This window comes from Streptomyces sp. DH12 (assembly GCF_020873895.1).
GTDB lineage: Bacteria > Actinomycetota > Actinomycetes > Streptomycetales > Streptomycetaceae > Streptomyces.
In genome coordinates this window covers 13,955-30,191 of record NZ_JAHWGT010000009.1, presented here as the reverse complement: position 1 = coordinate 30,191, position 16,237 = coordinate 13,955, and the positions used below count along the sequence as shown (strand labels likewise).

The 16,237-nt window shown below is 73.2% G+C and carries 15 protein-coding genes; 10 read left to right on the top strand and 5 right to left on the bottom strand.

The window, feature by feature from the left end:
• Positions 1 to 72 precede the first annotated feature (72 nt).
• Positions 73 to 261 carry a hypothetical protein gene (locus LPA54_RS10225; protein ID WP_228976056.1) on the bottom strand — a complete coding sequence of 63 codons (189 nt, stop codon included), beginning with the start codon at positions 259 to 261 and terminating at the stop codon, positions 73 to 75.
• Positions 262 to 378: 117 nt separating this feature from the next.
• Between LPA54_RS10225 and LPA54_RS10220 the strand changes: the two genes are divergently transcribed.
• Both LPA54_RS10220 and LPA54_RS10215 read left to right on the top strand, forming a co-directional pair.
• Positions 379 to 1,239, top strand: a complete 861-nt coding sequence (locus LPA54_RS10220) for a helix-turn-helix transcriptional regulator (protein WP_228976053.1) — start codon at positions 379 to 381, stop codon at positions 1,237 to 1,239.
• Complete coding sequence (locus LPA54_RS10215) at positions 1,220 to 1,591, top strand: DUF397 domain-containing protein (RefSeq protein WP_228976051.1); 372 nt, start codon at positions 1,220 to 1,222, stop codon at positions 1,589 to 1,591. The genes LPA54_RS10220 and LPA54_RS10215 overlap by 20 nt, the downstream gene beginning before the upstream one ends.
• On the opposite strand, the gene LPA54_RS10210 is transcribed toward LPA54_RS10215, so the two are convergent.
• The gene (locus LPA54_RS10210; protein WP_228976049.1) at positions 1,581 to 2,261 is read right to left on the bottom strand and encodes an SMI1/KNR4 family protein; all 681 of its coding nucleotides are present in this window, start codon (positions 2,259 to 2,261) and stop codon (positions 1,581 to 1,583) included. The genes LPA54_RS10215 and LPA54_RS10210 overlap by 11 nt on opposite strands.
• A gap of 57 nt (positions 2,262 to 2,318) precedes the next feature.
• On the opposite strand from LPA54_RS10210, the gene LPA54_RS10205 reads away from it, so the two are divergent.
• From LPA54_RS10205 to LPA54_RS10180, 6 genes are all read left to right on the top strand, one after another.
• On the top strand, positions 2,319 to 2,651 hold the full coding sequence (locus LPA54_RS10205; RefSeq protein ID WP_228976046.1) for a hypothetical protein: 333 nt from the start codon (positions 2,319 to 2,321) through the stop codon (positions 2,649 to 2,651).
• A 63-nt stretch (positions 2,652 to 2,714) separates the two neighbouring features.
• Complete coding sequence (locus LPA54_RS10200) at positions 2,715 to 3,167, top strand: SseB family protein (protein ID WP_058944046.1); 453 nt, start codon at positions 2,715 to 2,717, stop codon at positions 3,165 to 3,167.
• A 228-nt stretch (positions 3,168 to 3,395) separates the two neighbouring features.
• Positions 3,396 to 4,766, top strand: coding sequence for a hypothetical protein (locus LPA54_RS10195; RefSeq protein WP_228976045.1), 1,371 nt, complete (start codon positions 3,396 to 3,398; stop codon positions 4,764 to 4,766).
• A 167-nt stretch (positions 4,767 to 4,933) separates the two neighbouring features.
• Entirely contained in the window at positions 4,934 to 5,518 is a 585-nt protein-coding gene (locus LPA54_RS10190; RefSeq protein ID WP_228976044.1) for a hypothetical protein, read from the top strand.
• Between the two features lie 43 nt (positions 5,519 to 5,561).
• The gene (locus LPA54_RS10185; RefSeq protein WP_228976042.1) at positions 5,562 to 5,966 is read left to right on the top strand and encodes a hypothetical protein; all 405 of its coding nucleotides are present in this window, start codon (positions 5,562 to 5,564) and stop codon (positions 5,964 to 5,966) included.
• A 181-nt stretch (positions 5,967 to 6,147) separates the two neighbouring features.
• On the top strand, positions 6,148 to 7,122 hold the full coding sequence (locus tag LPA54_RS10180; RefSeq protein WP_228976039.1) for a pirin family protein: 975 nt from the start codon (positions 6,148 to 6,150) through the stop codon (positions 7,120 to 7,122).
• 636 nt (positions 7,123 to 7,758) lie between these two features.
• Here the strand turns inward: LPA54_RS10180 and LPA54_RS10175 are convergent.
• Entirely contained in the window at positions 7,759 to 9,876 is a 2,118-nt protein-coding gene (locus tag LPA54_RS10175; protein ID WP_228976038.1) for a SpoIIE family protein phosphatase, read from the bottom strand.
• Between the two features lie 148 nt (positions 9,877 to 10,024).
• On the opposite strand from LPA54_RS10175, the gene aspS reads away from it, so the two are divergent.
• Together aspS and LPA54_RS10165 are read left to right on the top strand one after the other, a co-directional pair.
• Complete coding sequence (aspS, locus tag LPA54_RS10170) at positions 10,025 to 11,791, top strand: aspartate--tRNA ligase (RefSeq protein ID WP_228976036.1); 1,767 nt, start codon at positions 10,025 to 10,027, stop codon at positions 11,789 to 11,791.
• 617 nt (positions 11,792 to 12,408) lie between these two features.
• Positions 12,409 to 13,296 carry a L,D-transpeptidase family protein gene (locus tag LPA54_RS10165; RefSeq protein ID WP_228976034.1) on the top strand — a complete coding sequence of 296 codons (888 nt, stop codon included), beginning with the start codon at positions 12,409 to 12,411 and terminating at the stop codon, positions 13,294 to 13,296.
• On the opposite strand, the gene LPA54_RS10160 is transcribed toward LPA54_RS10165, so the two are convergent.
• Both LPA54_RS10160 and metG read right to left on the bottom strand, forming a co-directional pair.
• Positions 13,280 to 14,314, bottom strand: a complete 1,035-nt coding sequence (locus LPA54_RS10160; RefSeq protein WP_228976032.1) for a DMT family transporter — start codon at positions 14,312 to 14,314, stop codon at positions 13,280 to 13,282. The two genes, LPA54_RS10165 and LPA54_RS10160, sit on opposite strands and share 17 nt — an antisense overlap.
• Positions 14,315 to 14,512: 198 nt before the next feature.
• Positions 14,513 to 16,123, bottom strand: coding sequence for a methionine--tRNA ligase (gene metG, locus LPA54_RS10155; protein WP_228976030.1), 1,611 nt, complete (start codon positions 16,121 to 16,123; stop codon positions 14,513 to 14,515).
• Positions 16,124 to 16,237: the final 114 nt, after the last annotated feature.

Genomic DNA, 16,237 nt, shown 5'->3' with positions numbered 1-16,237 from the left:
GGTAGCTACGATGATGCTACCCGTGGGTAATAAGGGCAACCCCTGCCGCCCGAACTGTGACGAGCTTCGCGCCTAGACCCGTCGCAGCACCGTGACCAGCGCCCGCGCGGTGGCCAGGTTGCAGTTGCCGAGCGTGATCAGCGGCGGGTCCCCGTAGTCCCGTCCGAGCGACGGCAGCTTGATGTCGTGCGACCCGAGGAGGATCCGCAGCTCGTTCACGAGGCTGCGGGCCTCCTTGTCGGCGTCCAGGTCGATGCCCATGGGTGGCGCGGTCCTTTCTGTGCGCGTTGTGACGAACCGGTCACAGAGTGGCGTGATCGCCCCTACCGTTGGAAGGGGCTGTCCCACCACGGCACGACCTGCGAAAGGTGAACCCGGATGGCGCGAGGGCAACGGAAGGACATCGACGGCTCGGCGAGCGTCCCGTGCTTCTACGGCAAGGAGCTGCGCTTCCAGCGCGAGCGCGCGGGCCGCACGCTGGAGCAGACCGTGGACGGCAGCTTCTACGGCGCGACGTACCTGAGCGAGATCGAACGCGGCCAGCGCCGCATGCCGGTCGACCTGGCCCGCCACGTCGACCGCGTCCTGGAGACGGACGGGTACTTCGAGCGCTGCTGCGAGGACGTACGGCGAGCCCGCCGATCCGGCCACGCCGAGTACTTCGAGCGGGTGTTGGAGGCGGAAAAGCACGCTTTGTCGATCGAGGAGTGGTGCCCCAACGTCTTCCCTGGCCTGCTTCAGACCGGTGCGTATGCCCGCGCGGTCGTCCGCGCCACCCACCCGCTGGAGGCCGACGACGAGACGGACGCCAAAGTCCAGGCGCGACTGGCGCGAGCCTCCCTCTTCGAGGACGACCATAGGAAGCCCACGTACTGGGTGGTCCTCCACGAGTCGCTGTTACAGCAGCCGGTGCTGCCGCCGGAAGCCATGGCCGACCAGCTGGCCCACGTCGCGGGCCTCGTACGGCGGCGGCGGATCTTTCCACAGGTACTCCCGTGGAGCGCCGGGGCGCACCCTTTTATGTTGGGCACAGCCCTGATCATGACCTTTGCCGACGCCCCGCCCCTCGTCTACACCGAGTCGCTGCACACAGGGCACACCATCGACGAACCGGCCCTCGTGACGGCGTATCGGAAGTCGTACGATCTGCTGAGGGCCGCCGCGCTTCCGCCAGAGGCGTCCCTCGCCTTGATCGAATCAGCGGCTGAGGACTACCGACATGGCAAGCAACCGCGTTGACTTGAATGCCGCCGCATGGCGGAAGAGCAGCTACAGCAATGGATCGGGCGGGAACTGCGTCGAAGTGGCCGAGGGCTTCCTGGGAGCTGCCTCGTGGCGCAAGAGCACTTACAGCAACACCTCCGGCGGCAACTGCGTCGAAGTGGCCGGTGACTTCCCCGGTGCCGCCTCGTGGCGGAAGAGCACCTACAGCAACGGGGACGGCGGCAACTGCCTAGAAGTCGCCGACGACCTCCCCGGGGTCGTCCCCGTGCGTGACTCCAAGGTGCCGGACGGGGACGTCCTCGTGGTCAGCGCCCGCGCGTGGGTGCCGTTCGTGCGGGGACTGAAGGGCGGGGCGTTCAGGGGCTGACCGGCTCCGCCGCCACGTCCGCCTTCCGCTCGGCCTCCGCGAGCCACTCCAGGTACCACTCGCCGAAGGTGACGCCCATCGGCTCCAGGTCGGCGTCGTCGCAGCGCGGGTCGTCCCACATGGCGCCGCGCTCGGGCCCGGAGACGACGAGCCACTGCCGCTGGGCGCAGCCCGTGGTGGAGAGGCAGACCGCGCCGACGGTGATCTCGTCCGTCCACAGGACGTCGCCCATGCGGTCCTCCCACGCGTCGTTCGCCGCGTCGAACTCGTCCTCGTCGTCGTACTCCTCCTCGTCCGGCTGCTCGTCCAGCAGCGTGTCGAGGACGGCGGGGTCGACCCGGTCCACCGGGAACGGCTCGGCGAGCCGCGTCGGCAGCGTCATGTCCGCGCCGTCGCCGTGCCAGGCCCACGTACCGTCCGGGCCCCGGCGCACCGGGTACACGCCGTACGCGGGGCCGGCGCCGCCCGCGCCGACGTGCAGGAGGAAGCCGCGGTACTCCTCCGGCAGCCGCACGCCCGCGTACCGCTCAAGCTCCGCCAACTCCCCCGGCGTCAACGGCCGCTCCAGCGGTGCACCGCCCCGGGGGAAGCCGAACACCGCCTCCACGCCGGGCGTTTCCGCCAGTGCCGTGACCCGCTCGCGAACGCCCGCCCACATGTGCGTACTCATGACCGAGACCCTAGGCCCCGCAGCCGACACCCCCGACCACCCTGGGAGACTGCGCGGATGCGCAAGTGGCTGGCGGTGGGTGCGGGAGTGAACCTGGTCCTCGGCGTTCCGGGGGTCGTACCGGTCTGGCTGGTCTGGTACTGGGCGTCGAACTGGCCGCTGGCCGGGCTCGGGTGGACGCAGGCGGAGCCCACCGAGAACGACGGCATGCTGCCGTGGTTCATCGTCGCGACGCCGGTCCTGGTGCTGTTCGGGCTGGGCTGGTGGCTCGTGAACAGGCCCGTGCGGCGTCGGGCCGGGGTGCGCGGCCGCGTGTACTGGCCGGTGGCGGCGGCGGCGACCGCGGCGCCCACCGCCGCGCTGATCGTCGCGAGCCTGGTGCACGGCTGAGGGCCCGCGAGGAAGCCCGGGGACGCGTCACGGGCGCGGCGGGCACTCAGTACCCTTGCGTGCATGTACGGCTACGAGCAGAACCAGGGTGCCCAGCAGCAGTACGCGCCGCCCCAGCAGGGGTACGCGCAGCAGCCGCCGCTGTACCCGGAGCCGTCGCCGCCCTCGCTCGCCGACGCCGTGCGGGCGTTCACCACCGGGTCGCTCTCCGCCGAGGACTTCCAGCAGATCTTCGCCACGTCGAAGGTCTACTGCCCGCGCGGCGACAACCCGGGCTTCCTGGCGCTGCACAACACGCAGCAGCCGGTCATCCCGATGTTCACGTCGCTGAAGCAGCTGCGCCGGTACGCCGGCAAGGAGTCCAAGTACTTCGTGATCACCGGCGCAGAGGTGCTGGACCTGCTGCCGACCGGGTACGGCTTCGTCCTGGACATGGAGGGCGACCACCGGATCGTCTTCGACGCGAAGGCGGTCGAGGAGATGGTCGACTTCGCGATGCGCCGCATGTACGGCTAGTCACACCCCGGGGGGCTTCGCCTCGCTGGCTGACAGACCGCACCCGGCACTGACCGGTGCGGATGCTCCGCGTCCGGGTGGTGGCCGGTGTGTTGGCCAGGGTGGAGCAGGTGGGCCGGTCAGGCGCTTGGCGCACGGCATGGGGACGCATGTCTTCCGCGTACGGGTCCTTTGCGGGGTCAGGCGGAATCGGTCCGCCGCCGCTGGGCTCGGGACGAGGAGTACGCCATGTACCTGCGCACACCCATACTGTCCGCCGCGTCACACGGTTCCCTCGGCCGCCGCCGGGGTGGGCGCGCCGTTGCGGTGGTGCTGCTCGGCGCGGCGCTGGCCGGGGCGGCGGGCGCCACGGCATCGGCCGCCCCGGCCGCCGCCCCGGGTCTCGCCCCGGCGTCGCCGGTGGTCGCCGAGGTGGATCCGCCGCTGTCGTGTCCGTCGGCGGCCTGCCGCCGGGTCTCCACGGAGCTGGGCTCGCCGCGAGGGGCGGCGCTGAGCAGCACGGGAGAGTGGCTGTACGTCATCGACGAGGCGAAGGACGCCCTGTTCCGCGTGAACACGCGGACGGGGGTGCGGGAGAAGGACCCGATCGCGACGGCTGTCGGCAGCGCCATCAGGCTGGCCGATGACAAGACCGCCTACACGGTCGCGTGGGGCGCGGGCAAGCTGTGGCGGGTGGACCTGGAGACGGGTCGCAAGACCGAGGTCGCCTCCCTCCCGCACCCCATCGCCCTGGACCTGGACGGCAAGGGCAAGGCTTACGTCGTCACGCAGACGTCCTCCAAGGCCCTGTACGAGGTCGACCTGGCCAGTGGGAGGGCCACGGAGATCTTCGTCGCCGACCACGGCCTGTCCTCGGTCGTGCTGGACGGCAGGGGCAACGCCTACGTGATGGAGACGAACAGCCAGGTGCTGTACCGCGTCTCACTGGAGACCGGCCGCAAGACCAGGATCGCCGGGAACGTGGCGGCCAACTTCACTCTGCGAACGGATTCGGCCGGGCGCATCCACTACGTCAACGACGACAACGGCGGCAGCCTCAACCGCATCGACCCCTCGAAGCCCGCCCCGGTCACACCGGAGACGCTGGTGACCGGCCTGGGCAAGCCCCACTCGCTCGACTTCGACCCCTCGGGTGCGGCGCTGATCGCCGACCGTGCGACGGGCACGCTGTGGCGCGTCACCCATGTCCTGCCGCCCGCCCACACCGCGACGGTCACCTCCGCCGGGGCGGGTGCGAAGGTGGTCGCGGGTGGCTTCGCGACCCCGGCGGTGAAGATCCGGAACACCGGGAAGACGACGATCGGCACCGAGCGGGTCACGGTCACGGCCGGGCCGGGCACGAAGATCTCGTCGTCGCGGATCGGCTGGTGGGCGAACGGTGCCACGCACACCGCCGACTGCACCCGCTCCGCCGACAAGACGACGCTGACCTGCGACAAGGTCGACCTGAACCTGGCCCCCGGTGAGCAGGCGCAGGTGTGGGCGTCGGTGAAGCTCGACGCCGGGCTGTCGGTGGGCACCGACCTGAAGGCGACGTTCGCCTTCGGTTCGCCGGTCTTCGCCAGCGGCGACAGCACCTACAAGGTCACCACCAACTGATCCGAGGCGGCCGGCACCGGGGCCGCGCGTCCGGTACACGTCTTCTCCTCCGTGTGCCGGACGCGTACCGGTTGCCTCGCGGGTGACGCCGTCCCCCCCGGTCGGCGGGGCGGCTATCCCCCCTGAGGAGTAGGGATCGGGCCCCGGGACCTGCCTACTGTTCCCCTGTGGAGCAGCTGAGCGAATTCCTGATGACGCAGAAGGTCACCCCGCTGGTGAACCGGTACGTCGTCACGGGGCGGGACGGCGGTGACGTCCTGGCGTTCGCCGAGCAGAAGCGGTTCGCGCTGAAGGAGGAGCTGACCTTCTGGTCCGGAGAGGACCGGTCGCGTGTGCTGGGCGGGTTCAAGGCCCGCAAGGTGATCGACTTCGACGCGGTGTACGACGTTACCGGCGCGGCCGGGGAGCCGGTCGGCTGGTTCCGCAAGGACGCCAAGGCATCGCTGCTGCGCTCCACCTGGCAGCTGGCCCAGGGCGGGGATCCCGCCGCCGTCGGGCGCGAGCGCGGCCTCGGCGTGGCGCTGGCCCGGCGCGCGTGGGAGGTCGTGGACGCGGTCGTGCCGGTCGTGCCGGTGCCGCCGATCCCCTTCGTGTACCACTTCGACTTCGTCCGCGACGGTGAGCCCGTGCTGTCCGTCGAGCGGATGTGGGGCCTGCGCGACCGGTACGCGGTGCGGATCCAGGACCCCGCGCTCGACCCGGTGCTCGCCCTCTGCATGGCCGCCGGGCTGGATGCCCTGCAGAGCCGCTGACCCGCCCCTTGCCCCACCCGTCACGATCGAGGAGCCCGTACGCATGCTGGTGCTGGAATTCGTCCTGCACGCCCTGATGGACCTGGTGCTGTGGGTGGGCGGCAGGAGCCTGGACCGGGTCCGCGCGGCCCGCCGGGTCGCCGCATACCGGCGCGGCGAACCGGTCACCCTGCGGTGCCGGTACCGCGTCCGCCCCGGCGGGCGTTCGACCCACCCCGCCCGGCTCACGCTGAGCCGTACGGGCGCGAGCCTGGACGCCGCCGGTGCGCGGGGCCTGGCCCTGTCCGGCCCGACCGGCGCGGCGATCGGCGGCGGGCGCGGCGGAACGGTCCTCACCTGCACGGCGACCGGCGCGGACGGCACCCCGCGCGAGGCCGAGCTGGCGCTGCTGACGTGGGACGCGGAACTGGTGTCGGCGGTGGAGGAAGCGGTGGCCGCGCCCCGCTGACCGCCGGCTCCCCCCGGGCGCCCGTCGAGGGGGCGGGACGGGAGGGATCAAGCCGACCGCGGAGGCGGAGGGGCTTCGTGGGGCGGGAATGAGGGGACCCGGTGCGGGGTTCCCCTGGCAAGAAGTTCAAGCTTCAACTAAAGTGGGCGTACGCCGCCCCGCCGACACCCGGAGGTCCGCAATGCCCGCCGTCACCGTCGAGAACCCACTCGCCCTGCCCCGCGTCACCGCGCCGACCGGCGCCGCAGCCCGCAAGGTGCTCACCGTGACCACCGCGCCCAGCGGCTTCGAGGGCGAGGGCTTCCCGGTCCGCCGCGCGTTCGCCGGGATCAACTACCGCCACCTCGACCCGTTCATCATGATGGACCAGATGGGCGAGGTGGAGTACGCGCCCGGCGAGCCCAAGGGCACCCCCTGGCACCCGCACCGCGGCTTCGAGACGGTCACCTACCTGATCGACGGCACCTTCGTCCACCAGGACTCCAACGGCGGCGGCGGCACCATCACCAACGGCGACACCCAGTGGATGACCGCCGGGTCCGGGCTCCTGCACATCGAGGCCCCGCCGGAGCAGCTCGTCATGTCGGGCGGGCTCTTCCACGGCCTCCAGCTGTGGGTGAACCTCCCCGCCAAGGACAAGATGAAGGACCCCCGCTACCAGGACATCCGCGGCGGCTCCGTCAAGCTCCTCACCTCCTCCGACGGCGGCGCGCTGCTGCGCGTCATCGCCGGCGCGCTGGACGGGCACGAGGGGCCCGGCATCACGCACACCCCGATCACCATGGTCCACGCCACGCTGCGGCCGGGCTCCGAGGTCACCCTCCCCTGGCGGGAGGACTTCAACGGCCTCGCCTACGTCCTCGCCGGGCGCGGCACCGTCGGCGCCGAGCGGCGGCCCGTCCGCAGCGGGCAGACCGCCGTCTTCGGCGACGGCGGGTCGCTCACCGTGCGCGCCGACGACAAGCAGGACGGCCACACGCCGGACCTGGAGGTCGTGCTCCTCGGCGGGCGCCCCATCCGGGAGCCCATGGCGCACTACGGGCCGTTCGTCATGAACACCCGCGACGAGCTGATGCAGGCGTTCGAGGACTTCCAGGCCGGCAAGCTCGGCCGCGTCCCCGCCGTCCACGGCATGGGCGAGGGCCTGCCCGCCTGACCCGGCCCGGACCGCCCGGACCCGGCCCGCGACCGTGTCACCCCCCGTGGGCCCCGCCTCAGGCGGGGCCCACGGGCACGTGGGGCGGCCTCAGGCGTGGGGCGGGCGCATGGGGGTGTGGGGCGGCGCGCCGGGCGGGGCGGCGTGCGCGTGCGCGGGGCGGGCGGCGGCGGTCCGGGACGGCTGCCCCGGCCGGGACGCGGGGCCGCGACCATCCGGTAGCCGTAGCCGTAGCCGTAGCCGTAGCCGTAGCCGTAGCCGTAGCCGCAGCGCAGGCCGGGAGAACTTGGCGGAGGGGTGCCCGACGTGGACGGCGGTCACCTCCAGCGACTCGGGCGGGGTGAGCGGCGGCAGCAGGCCGGGCATCTTGCGGTAGTCGTGGCCGTAGCGCGGGCCGGGACGCGGGGTGCCCGACCGTGCGGTAGCCGTGGCGGTGGCGCGGGCCGGGACGCGGGGTGCCCGGCCGTGCGGTGGCCGCAGCCGCAGCCGCAGCCGCAGCCGCAGCCGCAGCCGCAGCGGTGGCGCGGGCCGGGACGCGGGGTCCCGGCCGCCCGGCGGCCGAAGCTCCGGCCGGGGCGGTCGGTGCGGGGTCCGCTCAGCCGGCGGGCGGGTCCACCGGCCCCGGCGGGGGGCGGCTCACCCCGCCACCGGGGCGCCGGCCTCGTACAGCTCGAACCAGATCGACTTGCCGTCGCCGCGCGGGTCCACGCCCCACGCGTGCGCCAGCATCTCCATCAGCAGCACCCCGCGCCCCGACGAGGCCATCTCGCCCGGCCGGCGCCGGTGCGGCAGCTCGTCACTGGCGTCCGCCACCTCCACCCGCAGCCGCCGCGCCCCCTGCTCGCCGGTGGCCTCCGCCACCAGCAGCGCGTCCCCGTCGGTGTGCACGAGGACGTTGGTGACCATCTCCGACACCATCAGCACCGCCGAGTCCACCTGGTCCTCGTCGGCCCAGTCGTGGAGCAGTTCCCGCAGCTGCCGCCGGACGCCCGCGATCCGCTCCGGCTCGGCCTGCGCGACCGTGAGGACCGTCCGCCGCGGCGGCGCCTGCCGACCGGCCGGTCCGGCCGCCGCCCGCGACAGCAGCAGCACCGCGATGTCGTCCTCGCGGCGGTCGGCGAGCGGGCCCGTCGTGTGGTGCGAGCCGGGCCCGTGCACCGCGTGCACCAGCGAGTCCGCCAGCACCTCCAGGTCCTCGGTGGCCGGGTCGTACTCCTCCAGCAGCTTGCGGACCCGCAGCCAGCCCGTCTCCATGTCGTGCCCGCCCGTCTCCAGCAGGCCGTCCGTGCAGAGCAGCAGCGTGTCGCCCGGCTCCAGGGTGAGCCGGGTCGTCGGGTAGTCGGTGTCCGGGACGATGCCCAGCGGCAGACCGCCCTCCGCCGACCGGATCATCACCGTCCCGTCGGCCATGAGGACCGCCGGCTCGGGATGGCCCGCGCGGGCGATGTCGAGGGTGCCCGTCGCCGGGTCCACCTCCAGGTACAGGCACGTCGCGAACCGCGCCCCGTCGAGGTCGCCCCCGTCGGCGCCGCTCCCGTCGCCGTTGCCGCCCGCCGTGATCCCGTACAGGAACCGCGACGCCCGCGACAGCACCGCGTCCGGCCGGTGGCCCTCCGCCGCGTACGCGCGCAGCGCGATCCGCAGCTGGCCCATCAGCCCCGCCGCCCGCACGTCGTGGCCCTGCACGTCGCCGATGACGAACGCGGCCCGGCCGCCCGGCAGCTGGATCATGTCGTACCAGTCGCCGCCCACCTGGAGCCCGCCGCCCGTCGGCACGTACCGCGCGGCCACCTCCATGCCCGGCACCGCCGGACCCAGCACCGGCATCATCGTCCGCTGGAGGCCCAGCGACAGCTCCCGCTCCGACTCCGCCACCTCGGCCCTGGCCAGCGCCTGCGCCAGCATGCGGGCCACCGTCGACAGCACCGACCGCTCGTCCGGCGTGAACCCGACCCGGTACTTGAACGCCGCCATCCACGCGCCCATCGTCCGGCCCGCCACGATCAGCGGCAGGAACGCCCACGACTCCCGCCCGAACCGCTGCGCCAGCGGCCACGCCGCCGGGTAGCGCTCCTTGTACTCCTGCGGCGTCGCCAGGTAGATCGCCCGCCCGGTGCGCACCACGTCCGCCGCCGGGTAGTCCGTGTCCAGGGGCATCTCCGCGAAGGGGCCCTCGTCGCCCACGCTGTGCCCGTGGTGGCCGATGATCGTCAACCGGTCGCCGGCCACGCCGAACACCGCGAGGCCGTCCGGCGAGAACCCGGGCATCGACAGCGACGCCGCCACCCGCAGCACCTCCGCCGTCGACCGGGCCTCGGCCAGCGCCCGCCCCGCGTCCAGCAGGAACGCCTCACGCGAGCGCCGCCAGTCACCCGTCACCGGGGTCCGCGCCGCCGTCCCCGGCTGCGGCTCGGCCACCTCCTGGAGCGTGCCCACCAGCTCGAAGCGCCGCCCGTCCACCAGCGGCTTCGAGCGGCTGCGCAGCGTACGGATCACCCGGCCGCGCCCGTCCATGACGCGCAGCCGGGCCTCCGCGAGGGTTCCCTCGGCCACCGCCAGGCTGACGATCCCGTCGATCTCGTTCCAGTCGACCGGGTGGAACCGGGAGCGGATCGCGCCCTCCGTCAGCTCGACCGGCTCGGCCGGCAGCCCCACCAGCCGGGCCGCCTCGGCGTCCAGCGAGACGATCCCGGTCGCGTTGTCCCAACGCCACAGACCGGTCAGGATCGCGGCCAGGACGTCCTCGGTGCGCATTGCCCCACTTTAAGAAGATGCACCACTCGGACGCCACCGTGCGGGGGGTGTGAGCTGCGGCTCGCCGATGCCGGAAACCGGCCGGGGGCCGGACGGTAACCTTGACGGGTCGAGCCCAACCCACCCACCCAAGACTGGATGAACGACGATGCATCGGTACAGGTCCCACACCTGCGGCCAGCTCCGCGCCTCTGACGTCGGCACCGACGTCCGGCTGAGCGGCTGGCTGCACAATCGGCGCGACCTGGGCGGCATCCTCTTCATCGATCTGCGCGACCACTACGGCATCACGCAGCTCGTCGCCCGGCCCGGCACCGCCGCGTACGAGGCGCTCGACAAGCAGACGAAGGAGTCCGTGGTCCGCGTCGACGGCCGCGTCGTCTCCCGCGGCACCGAGAACGTCAACGCCGACCTGCCCACCGGCGAGGTCGAGGTCGAGGTCGTCGACGTCGAGGTGCTCGGCGCCGCCGGCCCGCTGCCGTTCACGATCAACACGGACGACGGCGTCAACGAGGAGCGGCGCCTGGAGTACCGCTTCCTCGACCTGCGCCGCGAGCGCATGCACCGCAACATCATGCTGCGCACGGCCGTGATCTCCGCGATCCGCCACAAGATGGTCGCCCTCGGCTTCAACGAGATGGCCACGCCGATCCTCACCGCGACCTCCCCCGAGGGCGCCCGCGACTTCGTCGTCCCGTCCCGCCTGAACCCGGGCAAGTTCTACGCGCTGCCGCAGGCGCCCCAGCAGTTCAAGCAGCTGCTGATGGTCTCCGGCTTCGACCGGTACTTCCAGATCGCGCCCTGCTTCCGCGACGAGGACGCCCGCGCCGACCGCTCGCCGGGCGAGTTCTACCAGCTCGACGTCGAGATGTCCTTCGTCGAGCAGGAGGACGTCTTCCAGCCGATCGAGAAGCTCATGACGGAGCTGTTCGAGGAGTTCGGCGGCGGCCGCCACGTCACCTCGCCGTTCCCGCGGATCCCGTTCCGCGAGGCGATGACGAAGTACGGCTCCGACAAGCCCGACCTGCGCGCCCGGCTGGAGCTCGTCGACATCACGGACGTCTTCGCGGACTCCGCCTTCAAGGCGTTCGCCGGCAAGCACGTGCGGGCCCTGCCCGTCCCGGACGTCCAGGACCAGCCGCGCAAGTTCTTCGACTCGCTGGGCGACTTCGCCGTCGAGCACGGCGCGAAGGGCCTGGCCTGGATCCGCGTCGGCGCGGACATGGCGCTGACCGGCCCCATCGCCAAGTTCCTCACCGAGGACGACGTCAGGACGCTCACCGACCGCCTGGGCCTCAAGCCCGGCCACGCCGTCTTCTTCGGCGCCGGCGACGTCGACGAGGTCTCCAAGATCATGGGCGCGGTCCGCGTCGAGGCCGCCAAGCGCGCCGGCCACTTCGAGGAGAACGTCTTCCGCTTCTGCTGGATCGTCGACTTCCCGATGTACGAGAAGGACGAGGAGACCGGGAAGATCGACTTCTCGCACAACCCCTTCTCGATGCCCCAGGGCGGCATGAAGGACCTGGAGGAGAAGGACCCGCTCGACATCCTCGCGTGGCAGTACGACATCGTCTGCAACGGCGTCGAGCTGTCCTCGGGTGCCATCCGGAACCACGAGCCCGAGATCATGATCAAGGCGTTCGAGATCGCCGGGTACGACCGCGACACCGTCGAGCAGGAGTTCGCGGGCATGCTCCGCGCGTTCCGCTTCGGCGCCCCGCCGCACGGCGGCATCGCCCCGGGCGTCGACCGCATCGTCATGCTGCTGGCCGACGAGCCGAACATCCGCGAGACCATCGCGTTCCCGCTCAACGGCAACGCGCAGGACCTGATGATGGGCGCGCCCACCGAGCTGGCCGAGTCCCGTCTGCGGGAGCTGAACATCGCGCTGCGCAAGCCGGTGTCGGAGAAGTAGCGGGTAGCTAGCGGGCACGAGCGACGCGGGCGGCAGGCCCCGGGACCGTACGGCGTACGGACCCGGGGCCTCCGGCTTGTCGGGGCCGGGCGCCCCGCGGGGTCCCCGGGGCCGGGCCGGTGCCGGTTGGCGCCCTGCGGGGTCCCGGGGCCGGGCCGGGCCGGTGCCGGGGCGGGGGCCGGGGTTCGGCCCGGGGCGGGGGCCGGGGTTCGGCCCGGGGCCCGGGGGTGGAGGCCGGGGTTCGGCCCGGGGCCCGGGGGCGGGGGCCGGGGTTCGGCCCGGGGTCCGGGGTCCGGGGTCCGGGGGCCGGTCCGGGGCGCTACGTCTGTTCGAGGGGCCGCACCCCCGCCGACGGCCCGGCAAGCCCGATCGGCCGCCGCCGCGTTGACAGGGTGTGAACCACCCATACGACGGCGGACGGCGGGTACGTGGACGCGACGACAGGGGCACGGCGGAGCGGCGCGGGGGACGAGGCGGTCCTCCGGATGACGGCGGGTGACGCGCCGGACGGCGCGACGGCGCCGAGACTGGCTGTGGCGTCCTCCGGCGCGTCCAGTCGGTGCGGCGGCGTCCCCGCCGACGCGACCTCCGTCCCGAGCACCACCGAAAGGCCCGACATGCCCGTCCCGCGACGCTCCCGCCTCGTCCTGGCCGCGACGCTGCTGTTCCCGCTCCTGCCACTGGCCGGCTGCACCGCCGCCGCCGACCCGGCCCCGGGCGGCGGCGACCGGCAGCGGTCGGCGGCCGGCGCCGCCCCCACCCCTGCGGGCGCCGCGCCCGCCTCGGCCGGCACCGCCCCGGCCGGTACCGCCCCGGGCACGGGCGGCGGCGACGGGCGGCGGTCGGCGGCCGGCGCCGGGCAGGAGGGCGCCTCGGTGAAGGCGGCGCCCGGGCCGCCGGCGCCCGCCACCCTGCCCGTCATCCCCGGTCTCGGCCCGGCGACCCGGGCCCGCATCCCGAAGGACAGCCGGCAGGCCGTCGTGGTGCGGGGCGACGACCGCGACGCCAGCACCTCCACCGCGACCCTCTACGAGCACGACCCCGTCACCGGCTGGACGGCCGTGTCCGACCCGTGGCCCGCGCACAACGCCGCGAAGGGGTGGACCGACCACCACCTCCAGGGCGACCTGCGCTCCCCGATCGGGGTGTACGGCCTCACGGACGCGGGCGGCCTCCTGGACGACCCGGGCGCGAAGCTCCCGTACGAGCAGGGCGAGGGGTTCACGGTCACCGGCAACGGGTCCCTCGGCGAACCGCTGGAGGGGTCGTTCGACTACGTCGTCGCCATCAACTACAACCGGCGCCCCGGCGTCACCCCGCTGGACTGGACCCGCCCCTGGGGCGACGAGCGGGGCGGCGGCATCTGGATCCACGTGGACCACGACGGCCCGACGCAGGGCTGCGTCTCCCTCGAACGCGACCGCATGCGGGAACTGCTGCGCTGGCTCGACCCGGAGAAGAAGCCGGTGGTGGTGATGGGCGACGTCCTCAGCCTCGGCCGCTGACGGGCGCGGGCTCGGACCCGTCAGCGGGCTCGGGCACGGGCACGGGCACGGGCTCGGGGGCGGGTACGGGCAGGGGCTCGGGCGGGGCCGAGGCGCGGTCGGCGGCGGTACGGCCCCACGCCGTACCGCACAGGACCAGCGCCACGCCCACCAGGCCCGGCCACCCCGGCCGGTCACCCGCCAGGGCGATGCCCGCCACGGCGGCCCACACCGGCTCGGTGCCCAGCAGGAGGCTCACGCGCGACGGGGAGGTGCGCCGCACCGCCCACATCTGCACGAAGAACGCGAAGAGCGTGCAGCACACCGACAGGTACAGCAGCCCCAGCCACTGGGCGGCGCCGAAGCCCGCGGCCACCGCCCACGGCGCGCCGTCCGCCCCGGCGACCGGCGTCAGCGCCGCGAACACCAGCGTCGCCGCGCCCAGCTGGACGGTCGTCAGCGACAGGGAGTCCGCGCCCCGCACCGACCGCAGGCGCGCCATGGCCAGCACGTGGACCGTACGGGCCACGGCCGCCGCCAGCACCAGCAGGTCGCCGCCGGACGGGGCGCTGAACCCGGCGCCCTGCGTCAGCAGCACCACACCGAGCACCGACAGGCCGGCCGCCGCCGTGAACGCCCCCGGCAGCCGGGTGCCCCGGACCCGGCTCTCGGCGATCGGCGTGAGGATCATGGTCAGGCTGATGATGAGCCCGGCGTTGGTCGCCGAGGTGTGCACGAGCCCGTACGTCTCCAGCAGGAAGATCCCCGCCAGGACCGACCCCAGCAGCGCCGCGCCCCGCACCTGGGCGGCGGTGAGCGACCGCAGCCCCCGCCACCCGGCGACGACGAGCGCGGGCAGCACCACGGCGAACCGCAGCACCAGCACCCCGAGCACGGTCTGCGCGGTGGTGATGCCCTTGGCGGTGAGGTAGCTGGTGCCCCACGCCACCGCGACGAGCAGGACGGGCAGGTCGGTCAGCCAGGCGCGGCGGGCCGGGCCGGCCGGGCGGGCGCCGAGGTCGGCGGGGGCGGCGGTCACGGGGGCTCCTCGGCACGGTGTGGCGGGCCCGCACAGCGTAGTGGCTCGGGGGAACGCCCGTTCGGTGGCGGGGTGAGGCCGGGCGGGGCGGGTGCGGCAGGGGTGGCCGAAGCCCCCTGGCGAGCCGGTGACGCCGAAGACCGCCGCCCCGCACGGGGGCGGCGGTCCTCGAAGGGCGTCGCGGTCGGGCCGGCGGCGTCAGGCCGTCTTCTTCGGCTCCTCCAGGCGCGGGAACAGCACCGCGCCCTTCGTCACCGTCGCGCCCGCGGGGAGCAGGCCCCACGTGGCGGCGGACCGCACCCGCTGGTCCGCGAGGGCGCCCAGCGCGGGCTCGGCGCCCAGGGACTCCCACAGCTTCTGCGAGGTGTCCGGCATGACCGGGTTCAGCAGGACGGCCACGGCGCGCAGCGCCTCGGCGGCCGTGTACAGGATCGTGGCGAGGCGGGCCCGGCCCTCCGCGGAGTCGTCCTTCGCGACCTTCCACGGCTCCTGCTCCGTGATGTAGCCGTTGACCTGCTTCACGAAGTCGAAGACCGCCAGGATGCCGCCCTGGAAGTCCAGCTCCTCGCCGATCTTCCGGTCCGCCTCGGCGACGGCCTTCTCCAGCCCGTCCCGGACGGCCTGCTCGGCGTCGCCGGCGGCCGTGGCCTCCGGCAGGGCGCCGTCGAAGTACTTGCCGACCATCGCGGCGAGGCGCGAGGCGAGGTTGCCGTAGTCGTTGGCCAGCTCGGAGGTGTACCGGGCGGTGAAGTCCTCCCACGAGAACGAGCCGTCGCTGCCGAAGGCGATGGCCCGCAGGAAGTACCAGCGGTAGGCGTCCACGCCGAAGTGCGAGGTCAGGTCCTGCGGCTTGATGCCGGTCAGGTTGGACTTCGACATCTTCTCGCCGCCGACCATCAGCCAGCCGTTGGCGGCGACCCGGCCCGGGACGGGCAGGCCCTGCGCCATCAGCATCGCCGGCCAGATCACCGCGTGGAAGCGGAGGATGTCCTTGCCGACCAGGTGCACGTTCGCGGGGAACGTCCCGTCGAACTTCTCCTGGTTGGCGCCGTAGCCGACGGCCGTCGCGTAGTTCAGCAGCGCGTCGACCCACACGTAGATGACGTGCTTCTCGTCCCACGGGATCGGGATGCCCCAGTCGAACGTCGACCGGGAGATCGACAGGTCCTGGAGGCCCTGCTTCACGAAGTTCACGACCTCGTTGCGGGCCGACTCGGGCTGGATGAAGTCCGGGTTCGCCTCGTAGAACTCCAGCAGCTTCGGGCCGTACTCGCTCAGCTTGAAGAAGTAGTTCTCCTCCTTGAGGATCTCCACCGGCTTCTTGTGGACGGGGCAGAGCTTCGCGCCCTGCTCGCCGTCGATCAGGTCGCCGGGGAGCTTGTACTCCTCGCAGCCCACGCAGTACGGGCCCTCGTAGCCGCCCTTGTAGATCTCGCCCTTGTCGTACAGGTCCTGCACGAACTCCTGGACGCGGTCCGTGTGCCGCTTCTCCGTGGTGCGGATGAAGTCGTCGTTCGCGATGTCCAGGTGCTCCCAGAGGGGCTTCCACGCCTCCTCGACGAGCTTGTCGCACCACTCCTGCGGGGTGACCCCGTTCGCGTCGGCCGTGCGCATGATCTTCTGACCGTGCTCGTCCGTGCCGGTGAGGTACCACACCTTCTCGCCGCGCTGACGGTGCCAGCGCGTGAGCACGTCGCCTGCGACGGTCGTGTAGGCGTGGCCCAGGTGAGGAGCGTCGTTGACGTAGTAGATGGGGGTCGTGACGTAGAACGCCTTCGCCCCCTGCTTCTCGGATCCAGTGGCCGCCATGGTCGAAATCCTAACGGGCGCCCGAAGCACCCCTCACCTTTCGAATCCGCTCCCTCGCCGCCCCCGCCGGGAGGGGGCGCGGAGACGTTCCGGAAACATGGGGGCCGGTAGACA